The 24,697-nt window shown below is 73.1% G+C and carries 17 protein-coding genes; 13 read left to right on the top strand and 4 right to left on the bottom strand.

Features of this window, described 5'->3' with window-relative positions:
• Window positions 1–7: 7 nt before the first annotated feature.
• Window positions 8–1,201, top strand: coding sequence for an FAD-dependent oxidoreductase (locus BR70_RS0110540; RefSeq protein ID WP_231495689.1), 1,194 nt, complete (start codon window positions 8–10; stop codon window positions 1,199–1,201).
• 67 nt (window positions 1,202–1,268) lie between these two features.
• Here BR70_RS0110540 and BR70_RS0110535 read toward each other — a convergent pair whose 3' ends face one another.
• The 3 genes from BR70_RS0110535 to BR70_RS0110525 form a co-directional block, all read right to left on the bottom strand.
• On the bottom strand, window positions 1,269–2,138 hold the full coding sequence (locus tag BR70_RS0110535; protein ID WP_051596828.1) for a UbiA family prenyltransferase: 870 nt from the start codon (window positions 2,136–2,138) through the stop codon (window positions 1,269–1,271).
• Window positions 2,139–2,180: 42 nt separating this feature from the next.
• Window positions 2,181–3,767: a long-chain-fatty-acid--CoA ligase gene (locus tag BR70_RS0110530; protein WP_027466033.1), complete on the bottom strand. Its 1,587-nt coding sequence runs from the start codon at window positions 3,765–3,767 to the stop codon at window positions 2,181–2,183.
• A 124-nt stretch (window positions 3,768–3,891) separates the two neighbouring features.
• Entirely contained in the window at window positions 3,892–4,797 is a 906-nt protein-coding gene (locus BR70_RS0110525) for a DMT family transporter (RefSeq protein WP_027466032.1), read from the bottom strand.
• Between the two features lie 71 nt (window positions 4,798–4,868).
• Between BR70_RS0110525 and BR70_RS0110520 the strand changes: the two genes are divergently transcribed.
• The 9 genes from BR70_RS0110520 (at window position 4,869) to BR70_RS0110480 (ending at window position 14,567) form a co-directional block, all read left to right on the top strand.
• Window positions 4,869–5,717 carry a LysR family transcriptional regulator gene (locus BR70_RS0110520; protein ID WP_027466031.1) on the top strand — a complete coding sequence of 283 codons (849 nt, stop codon included), beginning with the start codon at window positions 4,869–4,871 and terminating at the stop codon, window positions 5,715–5,717.
• A 94-nt stretch (window positions 5,718–5,811) separates the two neighbouring features.
• A complete protein-coding gene (locus tag BR70_RS0110515) occupies window positions 5,812–7,026 on the top strand; it encodes a sensor histidine kinase (protein WP_027466030.1) in 1,215 nt (404 codons plus the stop codon).
• Complete coding sequence (locus tag BR70_RS0110510) at window positions 7,014–7,700, top strand: response regulator transcription factor (protein ID WP_027466029.1); 687 nt, start codon at window positions 7,014–7,016, stop codon at window positions 7,698–7,700. Before BR70_RS0110515 ends, BR70_RS0110510 begins: the two co-directional genes overlap by 13 nt.
• Window positions 7,701–7,816: 116 nt before the next feature.
• On the top strand, window positions 7,817–8,629 hold the full coding sequence (locus BR70_RS0110505; RefSeq protein ID WP_051596826.1) for a fructosamine kinase family protein: 813 nt from the start codon (window positions 7,817–7,819) through the stop codon (window positions 8,627–8,629).
• Between the two features lie 204 nt (window positions 8,630–8,833).
• The gene (locus tag BR70_RS0110500) at window positions 8,834–10,996 is read left to right on the top strand and encodes an ArnT family glycosyltransferase (RefSeq protein ID WP_231495688.1); all 2,163 of its coding nucleotides are present in this window, start codon (window positions 8,834–8,836) and stop codon (window positions 10,994–10,996) included.
• Window positions 10,997–11,031: 35 nt separating this feature from the next.
• Window positions 11,032–11,754 (top strand): response regulator transcription factor, encoded by a 723-nt coding sequence (locus tag BR70_RS0110495; protein WP_051596825.1) that lies wholly within the window; start codon window positions 11,032–11,034, stop codon window positions 11,752–11,754.
• Complete coding sequence (locus tag BR70_RS20495) at window positions 11,751–13,457, top strand: sensor histidine kinase (protein ID WP_155896855.1); 1,707 nt, start codon at window positions 11,751–11,753, stop codon at window positions 13,455–13,457. The genes BR70_RS0110495 and BR70_RS20495 overlap by 4 nt, the downstream gene beginning before the upstream one ends.
• Before the next feature lie 109 nt (window positions 13,458–13,566).
• Complete coding sequence (locus BR70_RS0110485; RefSeq protein WP_027466025.1) at window positions 13,567–13,836, top strand: hypothetical protein; 270 nt, start codon at window positions 13,567–13,569, stop codon at window positions 13,834–13,836.
• Between the two features lie 224 nt (window positions 13,837–14,060).
• The gene (locus BR70_RS0110480; RefSeq protein ID WP_231495687.1) at window positions 14,061–14,567 is read left to right on the top strand and encodes a hypothetical protein; all 507 of its coding nucleotides are present in this window, start codon (window positions 14,061–14,063) and stop codon (window positions 14,565–14,567) included.
• Between the two features lie 68 nt (window positions 14,568–14,635).
• Here BR70_RS0110480 and BR70_RS0110475 read toward each other — a convergent pair whose 3' ends face one another.
• Window positions 14,636–15,454, bottom strand: a complete 819-nt coding sequence (locus BR70_RS0110475) for a helix-turn-helix transcriptional regulator (RefSeq protein ID WP_027466023.1) — start codon at window positions 15,452–15,454, stop codon at window positions 14,636–14,638.
• Window positions 15,455–15,567: 113 nt separating this feature from the next.
• Between BR70_RS0110475 and BR70_RS0110470 the strand changes: the two genes are divergently transcribed.
• From BR70_RS0110470 to BR70_RS0110460, 3 genes are all read left to right on the top strand, one after another.
• Window positions 15,568–16,860, top strand: a complete 1,293-nt coding sequence (locus BR70_RS0110470; RefSeq protein ID WP_027466022.1) for a bifunctional glycosyltransferase family 2/GtrA family protein — start codon at window positions 15,568–15,570, stop codon at window positions 16,858–16,860.
• 291 nt (window positions 16,861–17,151) lie between these two features.
• Complete coding sequence (locus BR70_RS0110465; protein WP_027466021.1) at window positions 17,152–22,722, top strand: glutamate synthase-related protein; 5,571 nt, start codon at window positions 17,152–17,154, stop codon at window positions 22,720–22,722.
• Entirely contained in the window at window positions 22,719–24,509 is a 1,791-nt protein-coding gene (locus BR70_RS0110460; RefSeq protein ID WP_027466020.1) for a sulfite reductase subunit alpha, read from the top strand. Before BR70_RS0110465 ends, BR70_RS0110460 begins: the two co-directional genes overlap by 4 nt.
• Window positions 24,510–24,697: the final 188 nt, after the last annotated feature.

Below are 24,697 nucleotides of genomic sequence, written 5' to 3'. Positions count from 1 at the left end.
CGCGGACGTGCCCATCGAACGCGTCGACGTCCTCGTCGTCGGCGGCGGCCCCGTCGGACTGTTCCTGGCGGCACTCCTCGCGGTGCGGGGCGTCGACGTCCGGGTGTGGGAACGCCGGGCCGAGCCGCCGACCGGTTCGCGGGCCATCGGCATCCACCCGCCGTCCCTCGACGCGTTCGCCGCGATCGGCCTGGACACCGCGGTGCTCGCCGAGGCGTCGCTGGTGCACGCCGGCGTGGCCCGCAGCCGAGGCCGGACCCTCGGCACCCTGCGCTTCGACCGCGCGTCGCCGACGCACCCGTACGTGGCCACCCTCGACCAGCACCGCACCGAGTCCCTGCTCCGGGACCGGCTCCGGGCCAGCGCACCGAGCACCCTGCGGACCGGCACCACCCTGACCGCACTGTCCCGGCACACCGACCACGTCGACGCCACCGGGACCGGACCGGACGGCGACACCGTGACGGTCCGTGCGGCCTTCGTCGTCGGAGCCGACGGTGCCCGGAGCGCCGTCCGCGACCTGCTCGGCATCGGCACGACCGGGCGCGAGTACCCGGACCGCTACGTGATGGGTGACTTCGCCGATCCCGAGGCCCCGTCGGCTCGGTCCTCCGCGCTGGTCGACGTCGGCCCGGACGGCGTCGTCGAGTCCTTCCCGCTGCCGGGTGCGCGGCGCCGGTACGTCGCCCTGGTGCCGGACGACGAAGCGTTCGCCTCGGCCGAGGGCAGCTGGACGGGCACGCCGGACCCCGCGGTCGTCACACGCCTGGCCGCACTCGTCGCGGCGCGCACCGGCGTCGTGCCGGACCCCGCGACCTGCTCGATGACCAGCGGCTTCCGGGTGCGCCGCCGCGCCGCCGACCGGGTGGGCGTCGGCCGGGTCGTGCTCGTGGGCGATGCCGCCCACGAGATCAGTCCGATCGGCGGGCAGGGCATGAACCTCGGGTGGCTCGACGTCGCCGAACTGGCGCCCCTGCTGGTGGGTGCCGTCCGCACCGGCGTCCCCGGTCCGTGGCCGGGCTACGCCGCCCGCCGCCAGGCGGCCGCCCGACGCGCGGCACGGCAGGCCGAGGTGAACATGGCACTGGGCCGTCCGCTCGGCCCCGTCACGGCGACCGGCCGGGAGGCGCTGCTCCGGACCGCCCTGTCCCTGCCGACCGCGCACGGCCTGGCCCGGCTCTACGCGATGCGCTGGGCCTGACGGCTTGCGTCCGGCGCGCAGACGCGCAGACGCGTGTCTGCGCGGAGGCGCAGCGTGTTCCGCGTCGTCAGGCGACGAGTCGCGCGCCCGCGAAGCCGAGCTCGATCACGAGCACGAGGGACGACGCGATGACCAGCCGGAACAGGGTGCGTGATGCCCGTCCCGCGAGCACCAACCGGACGCCGACGACGGCGAGCACGGCCACCACGACGGCACCGAGGACCGCGAGCACGACGCCGAGACCCCGGACGGGGTCGTCGCCGAGCACCTGTCCGCCGAGCACCAGCGCGGCCGCGACGACGAGCGAGGCGAACGCGACGATCCCCGCGCCACGGAGCCCGAGCCGGTGCGGGAAGCCCCGTACCCCGGTGGCGGCGTCGTCGACCAGGTCGGGCAGCACGTTGGTGCAGTGGATCGCGATGCCGAAGACGGCCCCCGTGGCGATCGCCCACCACGCCGGCCACTGCCCCTCGGGCCCGGCCGCGACGGACACGACGGGCAGCAGCCCGAAGGCGACGACGAACGGCGCCACCGACCACACCGAACGCTTCAGCCCGGCGTCGTAGGCCCACCCGGCGGCGACCAGCACGAGGTGCGCGAGGGCGGCGACCGGCCCGAGGAACAGCGAGAGCACCACGGCGATCCCGGCGGTGGCGTACGCGGCGGCACGGACGGTGCCGACGGCGATGAGTCCGCGGGCCACGGGCTTGTCGCTCCGCCCGACGGCTCGGTCGCGGTCCGCGTCGATCCAGTCGTTCGCGAGCCCGATGGACAGCTGCCCGGCGACGACCGTCAGCGCCACCAGCACCACGAGCCACACGGGGTGCCCGACGGCTGCGGCGATCACCGCGGCGAGGACGGTCACGGTGACCGTGGGGCCGGGGTGCGACGACGCGAACAGCAGACGCGCGGTCGACGGGGTACGGCTGGCGGTCACCCGGTCAGCGTACGGATCGCGCCTGCGCGGTCGTGGCAGGGGTCACGGGACGGCCGTCACCTCGACGCCGAACCGGTCGACGAGCTCGCGCTTGAGCACCTTGCCGCTCGGACCGAGCGGCAACGCCTCGAGGACGTGCACCACGCGCGGGTACTTGTACGCGGCGATCTCGGCGGCGACGAAGTCGACCAGGACCTGCGGCTCGACGGACGCGCCGGCGTGCAGGACCACCGCGGCCTCGACCTCCTGACCGTGCACGGCGTGCGGCACGCCGAACACCGCGGCCATCGCGACGTCGGGGTGGGTGGCGAGCACTTCCTCGACCTGCCGCGGGTACACGTTGTAGCCGTTGCGGATGATCATGTCCTTGGTCCGGTCGACGATCGTCAGGTACCCGTCCTCGTCCTTCGTGCCGAGGTCACCGGTGCGGAACCACCCGTCGACGATGGCCTCGGCGGTGTCCTCCGGCCGGTCGAGGTACCCGTTCATCAGGTTGTGGCCGCGGATCACGAGCTCCCCGATCTCGCCGTGCGGCAGCATGACGATCGCGTCGCGGACCTCGGGGTCGGCGATCTCGACGTCGATGCCCCACACCGCGGTGCCGATGGTGCCGGGTCGCGGCGGTTGCCCGACGTGGTTGAAGGTGGCGACCGGCGAGGTCTCGGTCAGCCCGTACCCCTCGTGGATCGGCGCGTCGAAGACCTGCTGGAACCGCTCGAGCACCGCGAGCGGCAGCGAGGCCCCGCCGGAGATCGCGTACCGGAGCGTCGGACGGGCCTCGGACCGGGTCGCGGCGTCGAGCAGCGCCATGTACATCGTCGGGACGCCCATGAAGATGCCGCAGCCGTGCTCGACCATCGCGGCGAGCGCCGTGTCACCGTCGAACTTCGGCAGCATGACGAGCGTCGCGCCGGTCCGGAACCCGGTGTTCATCGTGCAGGTCTGCCCGAACGTGTGGAACAGCGGCAGGGCGCCGAGCAGGACGTCCCCGCGGTGCATGTCGAACGTGGTCATCAGGTTGGTGTTGACCTGTTCGAGCAGCGAGAAGTGCGACCCTTCGGCACCCTTGGGCTGGCCGGTGGTGCCGCTCGTGTACAGGATCGTGGCGGTGTCGAACGGGTGCCGCGGCACGTAGGTGTCGAGCGGTTCGCTCTGCGCGGCCAGGGCCTCGAGCCGGTCCGGGCCGGCCGCGGACCCGTCGTCGGTCGTCGCCGGTGCGAGCACGGTCACGACGTCGACCCCGGCGAGCTCGGCTCCGGCGGCGCCCTCGCCGAGCAGCGGGGCGGCACAGACGAGCAGCGTCGCGCCGCTGTCGCGCAGGACGTACTCGATCTCGCGGCGCTTCAGCAGCGCGTGCACGGGCACGGCCACCGCGCCGAGGGCCAGGGTGGCGTAGTAGACGCGGGGGAAGTCCGCGACGTTCGGCACGAGCATCGCCACCTTCGACCCCTCGGTCACGCCCCGCGCGCGGAGCGCCCCGGCGTAGGCCAGGGTCTGCGCCCACAGCTCGGCGTAGGTCGTGCGGACGTCGCCCACGATGACGGCGACGTCGTCCGGGTAGCGTGCCGCCGACTCGGCGAGGATGGCTGCGACGGACGCGGTCGCGCGGGTGGTGTGGGTGTCGTGCATGCCGGTCTCCGTCTTCGTCGACGACCTCGTCGTCGTCACCGCCGATCCTACGGCTCGACCCGGTGGACCGGTCAGGCAGGCTCGACCCGGCGGACCGGTCAGGCAGGCTCGACCCGGGGACCGGTCAGGCGGCGGACGCCGCAGGTTCCCGCCGACGGAGGAGCACCCCGGACGCCAGGGCGATCCCGAGCAGGACGACGAGTCCGCCGACGGGCTCGTTCCACCGCACCCGCTCCCCCAGCACGAGCACACCGAGCGCCACCCCGACCACCGGCGTCAGGTACGTGACGGTGGAGGCGCGGCCGGCGCCCCACGCCTGCACGAGCCGGGTGTTCCAGGCGTAGGCCAGCCCCGTGCCGACGCAACCGAGCGCGATCATCGCGGCCACGATCCTCCCGTCCAGCTGTACCGGACCGGTCGCGATGACGGGCGCGACCAGCAGGAGCATCCCGGAGGCCAGCGTCAGCTGGACCGTCGCCAGCGTGACGGGGTCGTACGCGCTCGCCACGGCCACCCGGCGCAGGTAGGCGAGCCCGATGCCGTAGGACGCCGTCATGCCGAGCAGCGCGACCTGCCCCGGCACGCTCGCCAGGACCTCCGGGTCGGTCAGGACGTCCCACGGGCCGACCAGCACGAGCACCCCGACGATGCCGAGCACGATCCCGAGCACCTGCCGTCCGCGCAGCCGTTCGGACGGCACGAGCACCGCGAGCGCGGCCAGCGTCATGATCGGCGTCGTCGCGTTGTAGATGCTCGCGAGCCCGGACGGCACCGTCTGCTCGGCCCACGCCATCAGTGACGACGGCACCGCGTTGAGGAACACCGCGACGACCGCCAGGTGCGCCCAGGTCCGCGGCTCCCGGGGCCACCGGCGGCGGGAGGCCAGGAGCACCACGACGAGCGTCACCCCGCCGAGCACGGTCCGCACGGTGGCGACCTGCTGCGGGGCGAGTCCGTCGAGGCCGATCTTCGCGAAGAGGAAGCTCGAGCCCCAGGTCAGTGCGACGAGGGCGTAGAGGAGGGCGTTCACGTGGCCTAGTGTCGGACCAGCGAGTGACATGCGGCAAACGCATGGGGCTCATGCCGACATGAGGAGGGCGCATGACCGTCTCGGTCCAGCAACTGCGCGCGTTCGTCGCCACGCTCGACGCCGGGTCCTTCACCGCGGCGGCCACCGTCCTGGGCGTCGGGCAGTCCGCGGTGTCCCACGCCGTCGCCGGGCTCGAACGCGAGGTCGGCGGCCTCGTGGTGCGCCGCGGCACGGTCGCCGCCGCCACACCGCTGGGCGACCGTCTGCTGGCCCACGCCCGCAGCGTGCTCGCCTCGGTCGAAGCCCTGGAGGCGGTGGTCCGGCCCGCCACGGCGCGCGGCACCGTGCGCCTCGCCGCCGTCCCCACCGTCTGCCAGGGCCTGCTGCCGCGGCTCCGCGAGCTGTGGGCCGTGACCCTGCCGGACGTCGACGTGCAGGTCTACGAGGGCGACGACGACGAGATGCCGGAGTGGCTCGAGGCCGGCACCGTCGACGCCGCCGTGCTCGTCGACCCGTCGCCGGCACCCGCGGGTGGCGTGGTCGTGGCGCGGGACGAGATGGCCGCCGTGATCCGCCGCGACCATCCCCTCGCCGAACTGCCCGCGCTCACCCTCGACGACCTGCACGAGGACGGCCTGGTGGCGGGCGGCGGCGGCTGCGAGTACCAGATCCAGAAGCTGCACGAGCTCGACGGCCGCCCGTTCCGGTACGCCCACCGGGTGCGGGAGATGAGCACGATGTTCGGGATGATCCAGCGGGGCGAGGGCGTCTCGATCGTGCCGACCCTGGGCCGCGGGATGCTGCCGCCCGACCTCGTGATGATCCCGATGGCCCGGCGACTCGAACGGACCCTGGTGCTGAGCGGGCCGTCGTCCCGTGCGTGGCACCCGTTGGCGCGGGCCCTGGTGGACGCGGTCTGAGACGGACGGTCCCCTGGTCAGGCAGCTCCGGCAGCTCGGGCAGCTCCGACCTTCGGCGGATCCGCTCGTCCCGACGGCTCCCTAGGCTCGGGGCATGACCTCGACCGCGCTCCCCGCCGTGCCGCTCGGGCAGCGTGTGTGGTCCCAGACCTGGCGGGTCGCCGTCGCGGCCCTGACCGGGCTGCTCACCGCGGGGCTCGTGTGGCCGTCGATGGACACCCGCGGGTGGAGCGACCTGCACGTCGGCGCACTGATCCTCGGCGACGCGGCAGCCGGTCTGGTCGCCCTCGTCCTCCTGCCGTTCCGGCACCGGGCACCGCTGGTGATCACCGTCGTCATCGGTGCTCTCAGCTCGGTGTCGACGCTGGCCGTCGGTGCAGCCGGACTCTCCCTCGTGTCACTCGCCACCCGGCGTCGAGCCGTGGAACTCGCCGTCGCCGGCGCGGTGCTGCTCGGCGCCACACTGCTCTACGACGTCGTCCTGGCACCGCCCGCCGACGACATGCCGCTCTGGCAGATCATGCTCGTGGGCCTCGTCGGCATCGCCCTGCTCGTCGCGATCGGCATCGGGATCGGGCAGCGCCGGGCGCTCCTGCTGTCCCTGCGCGAGCGCGCGGCCCTGCTCGAACGCGACCAGCAGCTGCGCGAGGACCGTGCCCGCGAGCAGGAGCGCGCCCACATCGCCCGCGAGATGCACGACGTCCTGGGCCACCGGCTGTCCCTGGTCGCGCTGCACGCCGGTGCGCTCGAGTACCGCGGCCCGGGGCTCACCCCCGACGAGACCGCCGCAGCGGCCGGGGTCGTGCGGGCCGAGGCGCACTCCGCGCTCACCGACCTGCGCGACGTCCTCGGGGTGTTGCGCGACCCCGCGGCGAACGGCGGCGACGAGGTGACCGGCACCGCGCCTCCGCAGCCGACGCTCGTCGACCTGCCCGGCCTGCTCGACCAAGCGCGTTCCGGCGGTGCGACCGTCCGGGCGCGCGTCGACACCGACGGCACGGCGGTACCGACGGCCGTGGGGCGACACGCCTACCGGATCGTGCAGGAGTCGCTGACGAACGCCCGCAGGCACGCCCCCGGAGAGCTCGTCGACGTCGTCGTCGAGACCGTCCCCGGCCCGGCGATCCGGGTGGTGGTGTCGAACACGATGGCCGACGGACCCGCGCCCGCGGACGCCTCCGGGCACACCGCCGGGCACGGCCTGCGCGGGCTCGCCGAACGCGCCCGTCTCGTCGGCGGGAGCTTCCGCGCCGGCAGCGACGACGGACGCGTGCACGTGGTCGAGGCGGTGCTGCCGTGGACCGCGTGACCGCTCCCGTCCGCGTCGTCCTGGTCGACGACGACCAGCTCGTGCGCGTCGGGCTCCGCATGCTGCTCAGCGGCGACGACGGGCTGGTGGTGGTGGGCGAAGCGGGCGACGGGCTCGAGGCCGAGGGCGTCATCGCGTCGACCGCGCCCGACGTCGTGCTCATGGACATCCGGATGCCCCGGTGCGACGGGCTCGTCGCCACCGAACGCGAACTGCGCCGACGACCCGACCTGGCCGTCCTGGTGCTGACCACCTTCGAGGGGGACGACCTCGTGCTCGGAGCACTGCAGGCCGGCGCCCGTGGGTTCCTGCTGAAGGACACCCCGCCGCACGAACTCGTGCAGGCCGTGCGGACCGTCGCGGCCGGGCGCTCGATCCTGTCCCCGTCCGTGCTCGACCGGGTCATCGCGTTCGCGGCCGGGCCTCGGGCCGGCGCCGCTCCGGACGGAGCCGAGGAGCGCCGGCTGCTCGCCCTGCTGACCGAGCGGGAGCGGGAGGTCGCGCTCGCCGTGGCGAACGGGGCGTCCAACGCGCAGATCGCCGCCGACCTGTACGTGGGCCTGGCCACCGTGAAGACGCACGTCGGGCACGTGTACGAGAAGTTCGGCGTCGAGAACCGGGTGCAGCTGGCTCTCGTCGTGCACGCGGCCCGGCGGGGAGAGCCGAGCGCGTGACCGGGCGCCGGGTGACCGGGGCGCCGGGTGACCGGGGCGCCGGGTCGCCGGATCGCCGGGGCGCCGGGTGACCGTCGGCTGAACGGTCGACGGTGCCCCCTCGGCAGGATGGACCGATGGCCGAGACGCACGTGAAGACGTTCACCACCGCGGACGAAGCGGCAGCCGAAGCCGCCGGACTCTCCTGGCTCGCCGAGGCCGAGGACACCGGAGGCACCCGCATCGCTCGCGTGCTTGGGCGTCCGGGCCCGACCGTGCTCGACCTCGAGCTGATCTCCGACGGCTCCCCCACCGCCGCCCAGGCCGAGCGGTTCGGCCGCTCCCTCGCGCACACGCACGCCGCCGGCGCCGACCACTGGGGCGCGCCGCCCACCGGGTGGACCCGCGGTGCGGCGCTGCGGATGGGCCGCTCGCGCACGCCGTTCGTCGCGGCCGATCGGGCACCGACGACCTGGGGCGAGTTCTTCGCCGAGTACCGCATCCGTGACTTCGTCCGCCGCATCGTCGACGCCGGCGGGTTCGACCACGCCGAGGCCGCCGTGTTCGAACGGGTCGCCTCGCGCGTGCAGGACGGCACGCTCGGGTCGCCGCAGCCCGCGCTCGTCGGGGACGGACCCGCGCGCCTGCACGGCGACCTGTGGGCCGGCAACGTCCTCTGGCCGACGGACTCGTCCGAACCGACCGGCGCCGTGCTCATCGACCCGATCGCCCACGGCGGGCACGCGGAGACCGACCTGGCACTGCTCGGGCTGTTCGGGCTGCCCCGGCTCGAGACGGTGCTCGCCGCCTACGACCGGGAGTCACGGCTGGCCGACGGCTGGCAGGAGCGCGTCGAGCTCCACCAGCTCGCGCCGCTGCTGCTGCACGTGTTCCTGTTCGGCGGCTCGTACACCGGGGCCGCACTCCGAGCAGCCCAGCGGTACGCCTGACCCCTCGCACCGTGCGAGGGGCGCCGCACGAACGGTGCGAGGTTCCACACTCCGTGCGACCCCGCGTGCCTCGCACCGAGTGCGGAACCTCGCACCACGGCAGACCGCACCCTCGCACCGTGCGAGGGGGCGCACCGAGCGTCCTTAGCCCGCACACAGCCGGCGCAGTGCAGCAGTCGGGGAACGCCCCGGATGCTCATCGACATGACCACGTACCCGATGCCCGTGACCGACCGACGCGACCCCGCGCGCAGTGCCGCGCGGGATCGGCGCCGCCCGCCCCTCGCCCGGCTGTTCCTCGGCGAGCGCGAGGACGCCCGCTGGCTCCGACCGGCGTTCTGGGCGCTCCTGGCCGTGACCGCCGTGGTGTACCTGTGGGACCTCAGCGTCTCCGGGTACGCCAACAGCTTCTACGCCGCCGCCGTGCAGGCCGGCACGAAGTCGTGGGAGGCGTTCTTCTTCGGCTCCCTCGACTCGTCGAACTTCATCACGGTCGACAAACCGCCCGCCTCGCTGTGGGTGATGGTGCTGTCGGCCCGACTGTTCGGCTTCTCGAGCTTCAGCCTGCTGCTCCCCCAGGCACTGATGGCCGTCGGTTCCGTCGCCCTGGTCTGGGGCACGGTCCGCCGCACCCTGGCCCGACTCGGCGCCACCACCGCGAACGTCGGCGCCCTGCTCGCGGGCTTCGTCGTCGCAGCGACCCCGGCGGCGGCGCTGATGTTCCGCTTCGACAACCCGGACGCCCTGCTCGTCCTGCTGATGACCGCCGGGGCGTACTGCACGGTGCGGGCACTGCCGAGGGGCAGCTGGAAGTGGATCGCGCTCGCCGGGGTCGCCCTCGGCTTCGCGTTCCTGACGAAGATGCTCCAGGGGCTGCTCGTCCTGCCCGCCTTCGGCCTCGTCTACCTGTTCGCCGCCCGCACCGGATGGGGCCGGCGTGTGGTCGGTCTGCTCGTCGCCGCCGGCTCCCTCGTGGTGGCCGCCGGCTGGTGGGTCGTCGCCGTGTGGCTCTGGCCCGCCGAGTCCCGTCCGTACATCGGCGGCTCGACGAACAACACCGTCCTCGACCTGGTGTTCGGCTACAACGGCCTCGGCCGGATCTTCGGGGGTTCGGGCAACGGCGGCGGAGGCGGCGGCACGACCGGCGGCACCGCCGGAGGCTCGTTCGGCGGCTCGACGGGCCTGAACCGCCTGTTCTCGTCCGAGATGGGTCTCGAGATCTCGTGGCTCCTGCCCGCGGCGCTCATCGCCCTGGTCGTCGGGCTGTTCGTCGTCGGGCGTCGGCACCTGGCCGATCCCGCACGCGCCGGGCTGGTCCTGTGGGGCGGCTGGCTCCTGGTCACCGGCCTCGTGTTCTCGTACATGTCCGGCACGATCCACCCGTACTACACGGTCGCCCTCGCCCCGGCCATCGCCGGACTCGTCGGCACCGGTGGCGCCCTGCTCTGGCACGCACGAGCCCGCTTCGTCGGCCGCCTCGGCCTCGCTGCGATGATCGGCGTGACGGCGTTCTGGGGCTGGTGCCTCCTCAACGAGAACCCGACCTGGCTGCCGTGGCTGCGCTGGGTGATGCTCGCCGGGGGGCTGCTGTCCGCGGCTCTGATCGTCATCGGCAGCGTGCCGTCGCTGCGCAGGCTCGTCACGGTCGGTGTCCTCGCCGGCACCCTGTTCGGGCTGTCCGGCACCACCGCCTACGCCCTCGCCACGACGACCGTCGCGCACTCCGGTTCGATCCCGAGCGTCGGTCCGGCGGGCAGCAGCTCCGGCGGGACGGGCGGCGGCGGCACCGGTGGCTTCCCGGGAGGCACGGGCGGACCGGGTGGGTCGGCCTCCGGCTCCGACGACGGCGGCTCCGACAGCACGTCGGACACCCAGCAGGGTCCCGGCGGGACCCCGCCGGAGGGCGCGTCCGGCGAGGCGCCGGAGATGCCCGGCACGGCACCGGGCAGTGGCCAGGACGGCACGGACGACGCGACCTCCGAGGACGGGTCGGGGACGGGCCTCCAGGCCGGGGGTGGTGGCGAGGGCGCGTCGACCTCGTCCGCCCTGCAAGAGCTGCTCGAGGCATCCGACGCGAAGTGGGCGGCCGCGGTGAACGGATCGCAGTCGGCCGCCCAGCTCGAACTCGACACCGACACCGCCGTGATGGCGATCGGGGGATGGTCGAGCGACCCGGCACCGACGCTCGCGCAGTTCAAGGCGTACGTCGCCGACGGCGACATCGGGTACTACGTGTCGTCCGGCTCCGGCGGTGGCATGGGCGGCGGCTCGTCGACCGCGTCGGCGATCCAGGAGTGGGTCGCGGCGAACTACGAGTCGACGACCGTCGGCGGCCAGACCGTCTACGACCTGAGCAGTACGAAGTGACCGGCGACGGGGGCGCGGTGGATAGGCTCCGGGACATGCCCGGCCCCCCGCTGCAGCGCACCGACGGCTCCCCCGTCCGCGCCCTCGTCGTCGACGACGAGCACGCCCTGGCCGAGGCCGTCGCCCTGGCGTTCGAGGGCGACGGCTGGGCCGTGCGGTCCGTGCACCGCGGGCGCGACGTGCTGTTCGCGGCCCGGGAGTTCCAGCCCGACGTGATCGTGCTCGACGTGATGCTGCCGGACATCGACGGGTTCGAGGTGCTCGAACGGCTCCGCGACGCCCGCGACGGCGTGCGGGTGCTGTTCCTCACCGCACGCGACGCCCCCGAGGACCGGCTCGCCGGGCTGACCGGCGGCGGCGACGACTACCTGACCAAGCCCTTCGGCATCGAGGAGCTGCTCGTCCGTGCCCGGATCCTGGCGCGCACCTCGACCCGGGTCGCCGCGGCCGGGGCGAGCGCCGACGTCGTGGTCGGGGACCTCCGGCTCGACGAGGACGCCCGCTCGGTCAGCCGTGCCGGGGACCCGATCGAGCTCACGCCGACCGAGTACGAGCTGCTGCGGCACCTGGCCCGGAACGCCAACCGGGTGCTGTCCCGCGAGCAGCTGCTGGCGAGCGTCTGGGGCATGGACTTCGGCACCTCGTCGAACCTGGTGGACATGTACGTGTCGTACCTGCGGAAGAAGCTCGACGCCGGACGTGAGCCGATGCTGCAGACCGTCCGGGGGGCGGGGTACGTGCTCCGGCCGGCGACGTGAGCCGCCCCGGGCGCACCGGGCGTGTGCCGTCGTTGCGCTGGCGGATCGTGGCGGCCGTGGCCCTGCTGCTCGTGGCGACGAACGTCGTCGTGGGGGCGGTGACCGTCGTCGCGTTCCGGGGGTACCTGGTCGACCGGCTCGACGCGGAGCTGTCGACGGCGGCGATGCGGACCGTCGGCGGACGGGACGGGGCGGAACCGCCGCCGGGGGCTTCCGGGCCGCCGCCGGGGTCGTCCTCGTCCTCGTCCTCGTCTTCGTCCTCGTCTTCGTCTTCGTCTTCGTCTTCGTCTTCGTCGGACGATCTACCGGATCCCGACAACGCCTTCATCGGTGCGCCGGGGCAGTCTGCGGGCACCGTCATCGCCATCGTCCGTGACGGCGACGTGGTGCTCGGTGGCTACACCGACGGGGACGGTGACCAGCGCCGCCTGACCGCGGCGCAGCAGCGGACGCTCGCAGCGGTCCAGACCGGCCGTGACCCCGTGACGGTCGAACTCGGCGCACTCGGCGACTACCGTGTGCAGTCGGTCGGCGACGACGGCGACGTGTTCGTCACCGCGCTCCCCCTCGGTGACCTCGACGCCGCGATCGCCCGACTGCTGCTCGTCATCGGGGTCGTCACGGTGCTCGGGCTCGCCGTCGCCGCGTGGGCCCTCACGGTGCTCGTCCGCCGGTCGCTCCGGCCGCTCGAACGGGTCGCCGCGGTCGCGTCCGGTGTGACCGCACTCGACCTGGAACGCGGCGACCCGGACATCCCCGTCCGCGTCGCCGACTCCGACCTGCGCGCGAACCGCGAGGTCGCGCAGGTCGGCAATGCGCTGAACCGGCTGCTCGGTCACGTCGCCCGGGCGCTCACCGTCCGTCGCGACGCCGAGGCCGGCATGCGGACGTTCGTCGCCGACGCCTCGCACGAGCTGCGGACCCCGATCGCCACCGTCCGGGCGTACGCCGAGCTGTCGGAGCGGACCTCCGACCTGGACGCCGTGCACCGCAACGTCGACCGGATCGGACGCGAGGCCGTCCGGATGGGCGACCTCGTCGACGAGCTGCTGCTGCTCGCACGGCTCGACGCCTCGGCCCTGGCGTCGGGGGCGCCTGCGTCGCAGGTCGTCCGCGAGCCGGTCGACCTGACGTCGCTCGTGGTCGAGGCCACCATGGACGCCCGCGCGACGGCGCCGTACCACCGGTGGACGCTGCAGATCGTGGACGACCAGCCGGTGCTCGTGGCCGGTGACGAGGTGCAGCTCCGACGGGTGGTCACGAACCTGTTGACCAACGCCCGGACGCACACGCCGCCCGGGACTGCCGTCGTGGTGTCGTTGCAGTCGGTGCCCGGGTCGGGGTCGGCGTCCGCGTCCGCGCCTGCGTCGGGGTCTGCGTCTGCGTCTGCGTCTGCGTCTGCGTCTGCGTCTGCGTCTGATGGTGCCGTCGTCCGCTTCGTCGTGGCGAACGACGGGCCGCCGATCCCCGCCGAGTCCCTGCCGACGCTGTTCGACCGGTTCACCCGGGGCGAGGCCTCGCGCTCACGGGAGCACGGCACGAGCGGACTCGGGCTGGCGATCGTGCGGGCCGTGGTCGTGGCGCACGGCGGCGGGGTGCGGGTCGCGTCCGAGCCCGGGCGGACCGCGTTCACCGTGGACCTGCCGGCCTCGGCCGACGGCGGGTCGACGGAGGTCACTGCGGGCGCTGGGGAAGCTTCGTGAGCAGAAGACGTCGGGTGCCGCGACCGCACTCGACTTCTCCTGCTCACCGAGTGCCGCCCGGGCCGCCCGGGTCGCATACTGGTCGGAGAACGCCGGACGAGGAGGCCCCGTGACGAACGCGTACGACAAGCTCCCGGGCCGCCCGGACCCCACCGACCTGGTGGTCGAGGTCCCGGCGTTCGAGGACGACCGCCCCCAGCCGGAACCCGCTCCGCCCGCCGCGGCGCCGGAGCTCGTGGCCGCGACCGAGTTCGCGCGGTCCTCGCACGCACCGCCCACGATCCGCCGGACGCAGATGCGGGCGGGAGCCTGGATCGCGGGCGTCCCGATCGCGGCGCTCGTGGTCGTCGCGATCGTGCAGATCCTGCTGCCCCGCTGACCGGGAGCGCCACTGGGCGGGGCGCTCGGACGCGTTCCCACGCGCTGTGCGACACCTCACGCACAGCCGACCGCGTGAGGTGTCGCTGAGCACGAAACCCGGGCATCGTCCGGATCGTCAGACGATCGACCAACGTCGAGCCGCTTCGCGTGCATCCGCATCGCAGCGCACGCAGGCTGGGTCCTGTCCGAGCAAGACGACCCGAACGGGTCACCACTGCAGAGATGGGAAACACGATCATGAACTCGTTCAAGCGCAAGTCCGTGAAGCTCCTCGCCGGCACCGCCCTCGGTGGCGCCGTCATCGCCGGGGCGTTCGTCGCAGCCCCCGCGCAGGCCGCCGAGCCCGCGCCGCCCAGCACCTCGTCGTCCGTCGGCGGCAACGTCAACGTCAACCTCGACCCGGTGGCGATCGTCAACGCGATCAAGGACGCCGTCAACGACCAGAGCGATCGTGGCGGTGCCGTGCAGGCGGCGCTCGACGTCGGCTACTGGAACGCCGGCAACCCCGACCGCCTCACCGTCGCGGTGGTCAACAAGAACCAGGACATCACCGTCGAGGGCGACGTCGCGGACGCCCAGTCGATCGACATCAAGGGTGGCAACTACGTCATCTACTGGTTCAAGGGCCCCGGCAAGGTCACCAACAACGGTGACGGCGGCTGGCTGAACTGGGGTGTGTTCGGCAACATCGAGCGCATCGACAACGTCATCCACGTCAACGGCGGCTGACTCCCCCGTTCGTCGGCGGCGCCCCCTGGGACCTCGGTCTCCGGGGGCGTCGCCGTGTGCTGTCAGACTCAGGGAGCGTCGTCGTCCGCGCGCGCCGCTTCGATCGCCGACGGCCGGTTGCGTGCAGCCAGCCTGAAGTCCCTCCGAGACCGGATCCAGCCCCGGACGAAGGCGACCGACACCAGCGCCGTCCGGTTCGGCGCGTTCCACGACTTCATCAGCCGGCCGAGGTGCCAGGCGACGGCCTGTCGGCTGTAGGCGGTCTCCTTGGCGATGGCGTCGTTCGAGAGCCCGCGGGCGGCGAGCGCCAGCATCCGTTCCTCGGTCTCGTCCAGGCCGGGCGCCGATGCCACCAGGTCGATGTCGTCGGTGCCGAGTGCGGTCGTCGGGTCCGCCGACGCCCCTCCGCGGTGCTGTGCCCAGGCTTCCGCCCAGCACGAGCCGAGTTCGTGCGCCACGAGTGATGCCCGGCTCATCGCGAGCATCGTCCGGCCGGCGTGGTCGATCGTCGTCGCGTGCTCGCGGGTGGCCGTGTGCATGACGAGGGCGAAGACACGGATCGCGGGCAGGGCGCCGCGGAGCACGACCGAGACGTCGACCTGCGGGTCGTCGGCGCTGGCGGCTGCGACCTCGCGGAGCCGGACCAGGCACTCCGGGTCGAGTGGTTCCCCACGTTCGACCGCGCGCAGTGCCGCGGGGAGCACGAGCGGGACGATCTGCTCGTACCGACGCCGGAGCCAGTCGTGCCCGTCGGGTCGGATGCCGTGCAACGGTGGCGCGAGCAGCAGCTCCGTGAACTCCGGACACCGCTCGTCGAGCGCCAGCCCCAGCCGCTCCCCGGGGAGCAGCACGGCCGTCCGTCGTGCGTCGTCGCGCTCGGTCGTCATCGTGCGTCGAACGTATCCGGACAACAGGTGTCGTGTCCGCTGCGTTCACGTGGTGTTCGTTCTTACCCGGGCCACAGCGCCCTGCCTCGGCCCCCGTAGCCCCGCTGCCGAGCATGAGCGGCATGACGGAGACGAACCAGCCCCTCGACATCGACATCGTCGTCCCCTGCTACAACGAGCAGGACACACTCGCCGCCCACGTCCGACGGCTCCACACCTTCTGCCGGACGTCGTTGCACCACTCGTGGCGGATCACGATCGCGGACAACGCCTCGACCGACGACACCGCCCGGATCGCTGACGACCTCGCCGCGATGCTCCCCGGCGTGCACGCGGTGCACCTGCCCGAGAAGGGCCGGGGCCGCGCGCTCAAGGAGGTCTGGGCGGCATCGCCGGCGACCGTGCTCGTCTACGTGGACGAGGACCTGTCCACCGACCTCGCCGCGCTCGAACCCCTCGTGGCGCCCCTGCTGTCGGGGCACTCGGACCTGGCGATCGGCACCCGGCTGGCAGGCTCGTCCCGCGTGGTGCGCGGCAGCAAGCGGGAGTTCATCTCGCGCTCGTACAACCTGCTGCTCCGGACGACGATGGGGGTGTCGTTCTCGGATGCGCAGTGCGGGTTCAAGGCGGTCACGAAGGCCGCCGCCGACCACCTGCTGCCGTTGTGCGAGGACGACGCCTGGTTCTTCGACACCGAGCTGCTCGTGCTGGCCGAGCACGCGGGACTCCGCATCCACGAGATCCCCGTCGACTGGGTCGACGACGTCAACTCCTCGGTGCACATCGCGTCGACCGCGACCGAGGACCTGAAGGGCATGTGGCGGGTGTCGAGGAACGTCGCCACCGGGCGGGTGCCGATCAGCACGGTCTACGCGGCGATCGGTCGGCGGCCGTTCACCCCACCGAGCGTGGGGTTCCTGGGGCAGGTCCTGCGGTTCGGGGCGATCGGGGTGCTCTCGACCCTGGCGTTCGCTGCCCTGTACGCCCTGTTCCGGCCTGCGATCGGCGCCCAGACCGCGGACTTCCTCGCGCTGCTGGTCACGGCGATCGGCAACACCGCACTGAACCGGCGGTTCACGTTCGGGGTGCGGGGCCGTGCGGGAGCGGGTCGGCACCACGTGCAGGGCCTGGTCGTGTTCGGCATCGCCTGGGCGATCACGTCGGGATCGCTGGTGGTGCTGCACGCGTCGGTACCGGGCGCTTCGCACGGTGCGGAGATCGCGGTGCTCACGGCGGCCAACCTGGTGGCGACGGGCGTGCGGTTCGTGTTGTTCAAGGCGTGGGTGTTCCGTGGTCGCCGACGCCCTGAGCTCATCCGCCCCGGCACCACCCCGGCTGCCGACGCCAGCACGGCGGTCACCGAACCGATCGCGACCCCCGAGCGCACCGGCGACCGCGCTGCCTGACACCGCGAGCAGCACGGCACCTGCCCGCCGCACCGCCCATCCGGTGCGAGGTCGTCCGCTCCGTGCGGCGCTGCGACCTCGCACCGAGTGATCGACCTCGCACCAGCCGGAGACCCCCGCGCCGCGCCCCACACCACCCGTGTTGCACGGTCGGTATACCAAGCCGTAGCATCGCCCTACCGCACCACCACCCCACAGGGCCCGACTGCCACCATCGGTCTGCCCGCGGCGAGCGCTCCATCGATGCAGCCCGCGCCGTCCGCTGCCGGCAACGCCCCACTGGACCCGCACGTGAACCCCACCTCTTTCGGTCTCTACGACCCTGCCCGCGAATCGAGCGATTGCGGCGTCGGTTTCATCACCCGTCTCGACGGGACGCCGAGCCACGACGTCATCCGCAAGGGCGACGAAGCGCTGTGCTCCATCCCGCACCGCGGCGGCAAGTCCGCCGAGGGTGTCGGTGACGGCGCCGGCGTCAGCATCGACCTGTCGGTGGAGTTCTTCAGCGCCATCACCGGCGAGCAGCTGCGCGCCGGGCACTTCGGCGTCGCGAACTGCTTCGTGCCGAGCAGCGACGGAGCCGACGGCACCGACGAGCGCGCCCGCGCCGAGCAGACCGTCACGGACGCCATCACGGCCGAGGGCTTCGAACTGCTGCTGGTCCGTGACGTCCCGGTGGACCACTCCGTCGCGCGCCCCGAGGCCGAGCAGTACCAGCTGCCGATCGTGCAGTGGGTCTTCCGCGCTCCGTCCGACTGGGACCGCACCGAGGTCGACGCCGCCGCGAACCGCGCCCTGCTCGCCATCGAGGCGGTCTCCTACGCCCAGGCAGCCGCCGAGCGCGCCGAGCACGCCGCCCTGTACCCGCTGTCGCTCAGCGCCCGGACCCAGATCCTGAAGGGCCGGCTGAACTCCGGCGAGGTGATCGGCTACTTCACCGACCTGCGCGACCCCCGGCACTCGGTGCGGACGCTGTACTTCCACACCCGGTTCTCGACGAACACCGAGCCGCACCCGACGATGGCGCAGCCGTTCCGCCTGATGGCGCACAACGGCGAGCTGAACACCGACCGCAAGAACCGGCTGTCGGACGAGGCGCTCGCGCGGGCCCGCACCCGGAGCATCGTGCGTCCGCCCGGGCAGTCGGACTCGAGCCGACTCGACCAGACCCTGCAGAGCCGCGTGTTCGACGACGGGCTCGAGATCATCGAGGCCGTGGTCTCGCTCATGCCGCCGGCGTGGGAGAACGACCGCACCCTGACCCCGGACGTCCGGGACATGCTCGAGTACTTCTCGCTGTACGAGGAGAAGAACGACGGTCCCGCCGCCGTGATCTTCAGCGACGGCGACGTCGTCGGCGCCCGCCTGGACCGCTTGGGCCTGCGCCCGCTGCGCACCGTCGAGACGGCCGAGTACCTGATGGTGTCGTCCGAGGCCGGCCAGGTCGGGTTCGACGCCGACGAGGTCGTGCACCGCGGCCGCATCGAGGCCGGCGGCATGCTCGTCGTCGACCACCGCACCGGCACCCGCATGCGCACGGGCGAGGTGCTGCACATGCTCGCAGCCCGCCGTGACTACGGCACCCTGCTCGACGCCGCCCGCGTGAACCTGGACGACGTGCCCGCTCCGGACTACGAGCGCACGACGTCCACCCTGGGCTACGACGGCGACCTGTCGCTCGCGGGCCGGTACGTGGCGTACTCGCTGAACCAGGAGAGCTTCCGGTTCATGCTCGACCCGATGCTGCAGAACGGGTCGGAGCGCATCTCGGCGATGGGCTACGGCAACGCGATCAACGCCCTGAGCGACACCGAGGGCGGCATGGCGAAGTACTTCTCGCAGCGCTTCGCCCAGGTGACGAACCCGCCGCTCGACTCGATCCGCGAGGCCGACGGGATGTCGATGCGCGTGGCACTCGGCGCGAAGCCGGACGGCACGGGCACCACGGGGCGTCAGCTGGTCGTGCAGTCGCCGATCCTCGGGCACCTCGACATGGTGCGGCTGCGCGAGCAGGACATCGTGCCGCTCGAGCGCTTCGACATGCTCTACGTGCCGGTGCCCGCCGACGAGCAGGCCAACGCCGACGCGATGCGCGGCGCGCTGGACGCGCTGTGCGACGCGATCGAGGCGTTCGCGGCGCGCGGTGGCGGGATCGCGGTCGTGACCGACCGCGAGGTGTCGTCGACCCATGCGCCGCTCCCCGTGATCCTGGCCGTGGCCGCCGTCAACCAGCGGCTCATCGAGACCGGTCTGCGCCTGCGGGTGTCCGTCGTCGCGGAGAGCGGTCAGCTGCCATCGTCACACCACGTCGCGACCGCGCTGGGCTTCGGTGCCGCCGCTGTGTACAGCTTGAGCGCTCGGCTGCGTGCGGAGGAGAAGTACCCCGCCGCACCCGCACCCGCCGGCGAGCTGACCGCGACCGACCTGGCGCTCAAGCAGTTCCGCAAGGCCGCCGAGAAGGCCCTGGCGAAGACCATGGGCCGCGTCGGCCTGTGCACCGCCGAGAGCTACATCGGTGGCGAGTTCTTCGAGCCGAACTACCTCGACACCGGCGACGACGTGCTCGCGCGGATCTTCCCGCACATGCAGGCACCGGTCGGCGGCGTCGGCTTCGCGCGCATCGCCCAGGCGGCGACGGACTGGCACGAGCGTGCCCGCTCGGTGGCGTCCGAGGGCCAGGTCCCGCTGCTCGGGCTGTTCAAGGAACGCTCCGACGGCGCCGGCCACTCGTTCGGCGTCGCGAGCGTCCGCGGGTTCGGCGGCATGACCGAGGAGCGCCCGGCCTTCGAACGCTCCGGCGACTCCGACGCGCTGCGCCTGCTCACGCTCGGCCAGCTCGACGACTCGTTCGGCATCACCCACGCCGCGTACCGGAACACCGGGTACGACCGGCTGAGCGACGCCGAGATCGATGCGCACCGCATCACGCCGGGCTACGTCACGTTCCTGCAGACGACCCACGACGAGCGGTCCCGTCGCCCCGCCGCGCTCCGCGACGTGCTCGCGCTGCCCGCGGACGTCACCGGGATCGACACGGCCGAGGACTTCGCGCGCGAGCTCGGCCGCTTCTCGACGAGCGGCAACGCCAGCGTCACCGTGCGCGGGCTCTCCGGCTCGCGTCCGTCGGACGACCAGGACCTGCCGGGAGGCACGGAGCGGTTCCGCCTGGAGCTCACGTCGACGGGGACCACGGGTGCACTGCGCCACGCGGCCCTGGCGGACGGCCTCGCGCTGCTCCACCCCGGACAGATCGACGTCGACGCCGTCGACGACACCGGGGTGACGCTCCGCGCCACCGGTGCGGCCGTCGCCCTGCTCGCACTGCTGCAGAGCGCCCCGGCGAGCGTCGAGCTCGACGAGGTGCAGCCGGCCCACGAGATCACCCGGACCCTGGCGTCCGGCGCGATGAGCCACGGCGCGCTCGTCGCCACTGCCCACGAGGCCGTCGCGCACGGCACGAACATGGTCGGCGGCATGTCGAACAGCGGTGAGGGCGGCGAGCACCACTCCCGCTACGGCACCATCCGCGGCTCGCGCATCAAGCAGTTCGCCTCGGGCCGGTTCGGCATCTGGGCCGGCTACCTCGCCGACCCCATGCTCGAGGAGCTCGAGATCAAGATCGGCCAGGGCGCGAAGCCCGGCGAGGGTGGCCAGCTGCCCGCACCCAAGGTCACGGTGGACATCGCTGCGGCCCGGGGTGGCACGCCCGGCGTCGAGCTGATCTCGCCGCCGCCGCACCACGACACGTACTCGATCGAGGACCTCGCGCAGCTCATCCACGACTGCAAGGCCGCCCGCGTCCGGGTGATCGTGAAGCTCGTCTCGTCCGAGGGCATCGGCACCATCGCGGTCGGCGTCGCGAAGGCCGGCGCCGACGTGATCAACGTCGCGGGCAACACCGGCGGCACCGGCGCCGCGGCCGTCACCAGCCTGAAGTACGCCGGCCGCTCCGCGGAGATCGGCGTCGCCGAGGTGCACCAGGCCCTGGTCGCGAACGGCCTGCGCCAGAAGGTCACGCTCCGCTGCTCGGGTGCGCACCAGACCGGCAGCGACGTCGTCACGAGCGCCCTGCTCGGCGGCGACAGCTTCGAGTTCGGCACGACCGCGCTCATGATGCTCGGCTGCGTGATGGCGAAGAACTGCAACGTGAAGTGCCCGGCGGGCCTGACCACGAACGCCGAGGCGTTCGAGGGCGACCCCCGCGCGCTCGCCCAGTACCTGCTCAACATCGCCCACGACGTGCGGCAGATCCTGGCCCGTCTCGGCCTGCGCTCCCTGCGCGAGGCCCGCGGCCGGACCGACCTGCTGCAGCTCCTGGACCACCCGGCGAGCGTCGGCCGGCTCGACGCCCGAGCCCTGCTCGCCCAGGTGCCCGAGAAGGTCGTCGCGGACCCGGAGTACCTGGAGAAGGACTTCCACACCGACGACGCCCTGCTCGAGCGCGTCCGCACCGCCCTCGTCGACCACGCGCAGGAGCACGTGCTCGTGCACGGCGTGCTGCTCGGCAACGCCGACAAGTCGATCGGTGGCCAGCTCGGCATCGACCTCGAGCGTCTGCTCAACCACGAGCTCCGCGCAGAGGACGTGCGGGGCCTGCCCGCCGTGACGACGGACGACCGCGGACGCCGCCGGCTGGTGGACGGCGCGGTCACGATCCGCACGCAGGGCTCGGCCGGGCAGTCCTACGGCGTCTTCAACAACGACGGCGTCGTGCTCGAGCACACCGGCACCGCGAACGACGGTGTCGGCAAGAGCCAGAGCGGCGGACGGATCATCGTCCGCGCCCCCGGTGGCGGCAGCGCCGCACAGGGCGGCAACGTGCTGGTCGGCAACTTCGCGCTGTTCGGGGCCACCGGCGGCCGCACCTTCGTCGAGGGCGAGGCCGGCGACCGGTTCGCCGTCCGCAACTCCGGCGCGACCGCCGTCGTCGAGGGCCTCGGCGACTTCGGCTGCGAGTACATGACCGGCGGCGCCGTGTTCAACCTCCGCGCGTTCGGCAAGGGCCTCGGCAACGGCATGTCCGGCGGGTTCCTGTACCAGTACGACCCCTCCGGCCAGGTCGCCGAGCGTGCCAGCACGGACTCGCTCCTGGTGTTCCCGGTCACCGACACCGAGCGCGGTGCGTTCCACGAGGCCGCCGCCCGCCTGCTGCTCGAGTGGCACCTCGAGGCGACGGGTTCGGCCCTGGCCGAGCGGCTGCTCGCCGAGTGGGACACCGCCCGTGCGCACGTGTACGTCGGCATGCCACGTGCCCTGCTGCTCACGCAGGACGCCGGCGAGATCCTCGCGGCGGCGACCCGGCCCGAGCTCCTCGACGAGCTCGCGACCTCGATCGCCACCGACAAGCTCCGCGCGTTCAAGCTCGACTACCGCGACCAGCGCACGGTGCTCGACGGCCGCGCCCCGGCGCTCGGCGACCAGGGCGAGGACATGTTCTCGCTGCTGTCGTCGTACACGGTGCTCGGGGTCGCCCAGGACGTCGCCCTCGAGCGCATCCCGGGTGCGCTCGGCGCCGCCGACCCGCGGGTCGCCGAGGCCGTCAAGAACCTCGTGCTCACCGAGGACTTCTCCGTCAAGCAGCGCGTCGTGAAGTACCTGCGCGGCACGCTCGACCGGTTCGCCGACGACCAGCTCGCCACGCTCATCGCGATCAAGCGGCTCGACGACTACAAGCGCGCGCTCACGCAGCGGAACAACCGCAGCATGGACGCGCCGGGCACCACGGGGTGGATCATGCACCAGAACGCCAAGAACGACGGCCGCGTCCGCGAGGCCCGCTTCGACGAGCTGCTCGCCACCGCGGCGCTCGAGGACATCGCCCGCCGGGCACCGCAGGCGCCGACCGAGGCGGTGACCGCGTGAGCCTGCTCCCCCCGACCGGGTCGCTGATCCCCGTCGACGCACCGTTCTCGGCCGCCCAGGAGTCCTGGCTCGCCGGGTTCATCGCGGGCATCGCCGCCGCCGGCAAGAAGGTCGCGGCCAGCGCGCCCACGACGACGATCGACGTGCTCTTCGGCACCCAGACCGGCAACGCCGAGTTCCTGGCCGACGAGCTCGTCGCCGGCGCGAAGGCCCGCGGACTCGGCGGTCGTGCCAGTGCGCTCGACGCCGTCACCCCCGAGCAGCTCGCCGAGATGTCGCACGTGCTCGTCGTCACCTCGACCTACGGCGAGGGCGAGATGCCCGACAACGCCGGGCTGTTCTGGGACGCGATCCAGGCGAGCACCGTGCCGCGGCTCGAGGGGCTGCAGTACGCCGTCCTAGGTCTCGGCGACACGAGCTACGACGAGTTCTGCCAGGCCGGCAAGCTCCTCGACACCCGGTTCGAGCAGCTCGGCGCGACCAGGATCCACGACCGCGTCGACTGCGACGTCGACTTCGAGGACCCGGCCGCGCTGTGGACCGCGGCGGTCCTCGACCGCCTCGCCGCCGAGGCCGGCGCGACGGCCGCACCCGGCGCGACCACGGGCGGTGGTGCCGGCGACGGTGCCGGCGCGACCGGCGGGGCGGGCGCGAGCCGTGCCTCCCGGCCGGGGTCGCAGTGGAACAAGCGCAACCCGTACCCGTCGCGCCTGGTCGAGAACCGGCTGCTCTCCTCGCTGCGCAGCGCGAAGGAGATCCGGCACTACGAGTTCGACCTCGGCGACTCGGGCATCGAGTACGCGGCCGGCGACGCCCTGGCGGTCGTGCCGGTCAACGACGAGGTCTTCGTGGCGGACCTGCTCGAGCAGGTCGGCGCGAACGGCGGCGAGGCGTTCGACGGCCGGCCGATCACCGAGGTCCTGCGGACCGACCGTGAGATCCGGACGCCCTCGAAGGACCTCATCGCCGACCTGGTGCAGCGCGCGCCGTCGAGCGAGCTCGCGGCCGTCGTGGCGCACGGCGACAAGCACGAGCTGGACCGTTGGCTCTGGGGACGCGACGTCCTCGACCTGCTCCGCGACGCCGGCCCGGCCGCCCCGGGACTCGACGAGCTGCTGCCGAACCTGCGGCCGCTGCAGGCGCGGCAGTACTCGATCTCCTCGAGCCCGCTGGCCCACCCGGACCGCATCCACCTGACCATCGCGTCGGTGCGCTACGGCGACCCGCACCGGATGTACGCGGGTGTCGCGTCGACGTTCCTGGCCGACCGGGTCGACCCGGACGGCACCGTCGACGTCTACCTGCAGCCGAACGCGTCGTTCGGGGTGCCGGCGGACGAGTCGGCCCCGATGATCATGATCGGCCCGGGCACGGGTGTCGCGCCGTTCCGCGGGTTCCTGCACGAGCGCGCGGTGTCCGGAGCGACGGGGCGCAATTGGCTGTTCTTCGGCGACCAGCACCGGGACACCGACTTCGTGTACCGGGACGAGCTCACCGAGCTGCAGGAACAGGGCGTGCTCGACCGTCTCGACCTGGCGTTCTCGCGCGACCAGGCCGAGAAGGTCTACGTGCAGACGCGGATGCTCGAGCGCTCGGCGGAACTGTTCGCCTGGCTCGAGGACGGCGGCCACGTGTACGTCTGCGGCGACGCCTCACGCATGGCCAAGGACGTCGAGGCCGCGCTGCTCCAGGTCATCCGGACCGGACGCGGGCGCGGCGAGGACGACGCGCAGGCGTACCTGGCCGACATGCGTCGCGCGAAGCGGTACGTGCGCGACGTCTACTGAGCCGCACACGGACGTGACGGCGGATCCGCATCCAGACGTGATGAGTCCGCCCCGGCCACGGAACCCGAATCCGATGGCCGGGGCGGTCCCGGAGGAGCGCCGGTCGATGGGACCGACCGGTGAGCCCTGCAGCGTGACGCGCGGCTCCCGACGCACAGCGTCGGTCGTCCGAGCATCGAGTCCCCTGA

It is taken from the genome of Curtobacterium sp. UNCCL17, from assembly GCF_000686685.1.
Taxonomy (GTDB): Bacteria; Actinomycetota; Actinomycetes; order Actinomycetales; family Microbacteriaceae; genus Curtobacterium; species Curtobacterium flaccumfaciens.
This window is presented reverse-complemented; position numbering and strand designations above follow the sequence as displayed.

What these genes read in the sequence shown, in the direction of transcription:
- BR70_RS0110520 (WP_027466031.1), top strand. Translation starts at nt 4,869, where the DNA reads ATGACCGTCTCGGTCCAGCAACTGCGCGCGTTCGTCGCCACGCTCGAC.
- BR70_RS0110500 (WP_231495688.1), top strand. Translation starts at nt 8,834, where the DNA reads ATGACCACGTACCCGATGCCCGTGACCGACCGACGCGACCCCGCGCGC.
- BR70_RS0110480 (WP_231495687.1), top strand. Translation starts at nt 14,061, where the DNA reads ATGGGAAACACGATCATGAACTCGTTCAAGCGCAAGTCCGTGAAGCTC.
- BR70_RS0110515 (WP_027466030.1), top strand. Translation starts at nt 5,812, where the DNA reads ATGACCTCGACCGCGCTCCCCGCCGTGCCGCTCGGGCAGCGTGTGTGG.
- BR70_RS0110530 (WP_027466033.1), bottom strand. Translation starts at nt 3,767, where the DNA reads ATGCACGACACCCACACCACCCGCGCGACCGCGTCCGTCGCAGCCATC.
- BR70_RS0110495 (WP_051596825.1), top strand. Translation starts at nt 11,032, where the DNA reads ATGCCCGGCCCCCCGCTGCAGCGCACCGACGGCTCCCCCGTCCGCGCC.
- BR70_RS0110470 (WP_027466022.1), top strand. Translation starts at nt 15,568, where the DNA reads ATGAGCGGCATGACGGAGACGAACCAGCCCCTCGACATCGACATCGTC.
- BR70_RS0110475 (WP_027466023.1), bottom strand. Translation starts at nt 15,454, where the DNA reads ATGACGACCGAGCGCGACGACGCACGACGGACGGCCGTGCTGCTCCCC.
- BR70_RS0110505 (WP_051596826.1), top strand. Translation starts at nt 7,817, where the DNA reads ATGGCCGAGACGCACGTGAAGACGTTCACCACCGCGGACGAAGCGGCA.